The 2,676-nt window shown below is 35.5% G+C and carries 4 protein-coding genes; all 4 read right to left on the bottom strand.

Annotated features, from left to right (window positions below; all coding sequences use genetic code 11):
- Positions 1-108 precede the first annotated feature (108 nt).
- Positions 109-438: a hypothetical protein gene (locus B4D49_RS05430; protein WP_286783467.1), complete on the bottom strand. Its 330-nt coding sequence runs from the start codon at positions 436-438 to the stop codon at positions 109-111.
- 177 nt (positions 439-615) lie between these two features.
- Positions 616-918, bottom strand: a complete 303-nt coding sequence (locus tag B4D49_RS05425) for a hypothetical protein (protein WP_074481706.1) — start codon at positions 916-918, stop codon at positions 616-618.
- A gap of 192 nt (positions 919-1,110) precedes the next feature.
- Positions 1,111-1,350, bottom strand: coding sequence for a SemiSWEET transporter (locus B4D49_RS05420; protein WP_158913965.1), 240 nt, complete (start codon positions 1,348-1,350; stop codon positions 1,111-1,113).
- A 97-nt stretch (positions 1,351-1,447) separates the two neighbouring features.
- The coding region (locus tag B4D49_RS05415) for a 6-phospho-beta-glucosidase (protein WP_286783466.1) at positions 1,448-2,676 on the bottom strand (1,229 nt) is incomplete at its 5' end.

Genomic DNA, 2,676 nt, shown 5'->3' with positions numbered 1-2,676 from the left:
TATCATAAACTTTTCGATATTTGCTAGTCAAAAAGTAAACAAGAGCAATGAGAACTAAAAATACGATAATAATAACCCATTTAATGCTCATATTCGTCATCTCCTAAACTACATCATACCAACTGCACCTGAGAGTTGTGCTGGGCGGATATAAACTTGTTCGTCTGACAAGTGATAATCTGCCATCAAAATCTTTTTCAATTCCACATCGTTGAGGTGTGATTGAACACTGCAAGTATCATCTGATGAACCAACAACTCTGATTTTTCCTTTTAGGCCAGCATTGCTTGCCAAATCAGGAAGTTTTGCACCATTTTTCATGACAACTACGTAATCGTAACCAAATGCCTTTGACACCCATAGTTGATTTCTAACATTGTAGATACCAGCCACAACAAAAGCAACAACTAAAACAATTAATAGCACTTTTAACATCATTAATCTCCTTTAACCTAATTGTCTGAAGTATTTTTAACACTTCACCGACATTATAAGACATTCATTCAAAAGAAAACATCATTTCTTAAAACAAAATGTCTAAATCATTAACATAATAATTATTGCACACGTTTGTTAGTTCCTAATGTCCTATTCCTAAAAATTACTCATTCATGCTTACTGAGTATTCTCAACCTGCACTTGAGTTGAATCCAGTCCATAATCTTTCATTAAGGTTGTTTTCAGCTCAGTATCGTTAATCTTTGATTGTACCATGCAGGTGTCTTCCGTTGCCGAAATAATCTTAATCTTTCCTTTGAGATTGTCATTTCTTGTTAAATCTGGTAACTTCAGGCCATGATGCATGGTAATCGTGTAGTGATAACCAAAGCGTTTGGTAACCCCAGTTTTCAACTGGATGACACGCACAATCGCGATAATTAACAATATTCCAAAAATTATTGCTAAAATCGTCACCATAATAGCCTCCTTAGCCCCTTCATTAAGGGATCTTTAAAATTTATACGATAACTATAATCCTTTTTGAAACCCCTGTCAATTATTTTCTGTAAAGTCCTTTTTCAGAAATTAAATAGGAAGAATAACTCACTTCCATTTAAGAAAAAAGCCTCTAAAACATTGATTTATCAACATTTAAAAGACTTTTAAAAATTATTTATAAATTATTTTACAAATAAGGATAATTCCTGCTAAGGCAACTGAAATTGAATTAGCAACGATCAAGGCAGGATCTGAAACAGAAATCCCATGCGCTAACCATAAAGCCATACCAGTTACAGACATAGTATACATGCCAAGTGAAATGGATTCAACATCTTTAGTTTTTAATACCTTAATCATTTGTGGCAAAAAGCCAAAAGTTGTCAAACAAGCCGCAATATATCCAATCATAAAGACCTACTCTCTTTTCTTATAACCATGTAAAAACCTTCATGGGGTAAGAGATTACACCCCCACAAAGGTTTGTTAAATAAATTAATTAACAGTTTTAGACTTCTTCACCGTTAGAAGCGATCACTTTCTTATACCAGTCAAATGACAATTTAGGTGAACGTTTGTATGTTCCATTTCCTTCGTCATCTTTATCAACATAGATAAATCCGTAACGTTTACGCATTTCACCTGTACTTGCTGAAACAAGGTCGATACAACCCCATGGAGTGTAACCCATCAAATCAACACCATCTTCGTCGACAGCTTTAATCATTTCTTTGATGTGCGCACCAAGGTAATCAATACGGTAATCATCATGAACCATACCATCTTCTTCAACTTGGTCGATGGCACCAAAACCATTTTCCACGATGAAAAGTGGCAAATGATACATATCTGTAAACCAGTTCAAGCTGTAACGAAGGCCTTCTGGGTCAATTTGCCAACCCCATTCAGAAGCTTTAACGTATTTGTTTTTAATCAAATCTTCTGTTTCAAGGTAATCAAAGTGTGGGTTGTTTTCACGGTGTGAATCGATAGCAAATGACATGTAGTATGAGAATCCGATGTAGTCAACAGTACCTGTCTTCAAGTCTTCCAAATCTTGTTCAGTCACGTCAACATCGATGCCTTTACGTTCCCAATATTTAAGAATATGGTTTGGATAGAAGCCATGAACGTGTACATCAGTGAAGTAATAACGTTTTTCCATAGCTTTTTGAGCCATCAAAATGTCTTTTGGATTACATGTTGCTGGATAGATTGGACACATCGCAATCATACAACCAATTTGGAAATCAGGATTGATTTCACGGCCAATTTTAACTGCGCGAGCTGATGCTACCAATTCGTAGTGAGCTGCTTGATACATAATAGCTTCGCGATCATCGCCTTCTTTGTAGACAATACCAGAGTTTGTGAATGGTGCAAAATCTTCTTGATAGTTTGCTTGGTTATTGATTTCGTTAAATGTCATCCAATATTTTACTTTGTCTTTGTAACGACGGAAACATGTTTCAGCGAAACGAACAAAGAAATCTACCAATTTACGGTTTGTGAAGCCACCATATTCTTTAACCAAGTGGTATGGCAATTCAAAGTGAGACAATGTGACAACTGGTTCAATACCATGTTTCAAACATTCGTCAAACAAATCGTCATAGAATTGCAATCCTGCTTCATTTGGTTCCAATTCATCCCCATTTGGGAAAATACGTGTCCATGCAATTGATGTACGGAAACATTTGAAGCCCATTTCAGCAAACAATGCAATATCTTCTTTAT

This window comes from Streptococcus sp. UBA4344, from assembly GCF_002393675.1.
Lineage (GTDB): Bacteria > Bacillota > Bacilli > Lactobacillales > Streptococcaceae > Streptococcus > Streptococcus vicugnae.
This window is presented reverse-complemented; position numbering and strand designations above follow the sequence as displayed.

What these genes read in the sequence shown, in the direction of transcription:
- B4D49_RS05425 (WP_074481706.1), bottom strand. Translation starts at nt 918, where the DNA reads ATGGTGACGATTTTAGCAATAATTTTTGGAATATTGTTAATTATCGCG.
- B4D49_RS05420 (WP_158913965.1), bottom strand. Translation starts at nt 1,350, where the DNA reads ATGATTGGATATATTGCGGCTTGTTTGACAACTTTTGGCTTTTTGCCA.
- B4D49_RS05430 (WP_286783467.1), bottom strand. Translation starts at nt 438, where the DNA reads ATGATGTTAAAAGTGCTATTAATTGTTTTAGTTGTTGCTTTTGTTGTG.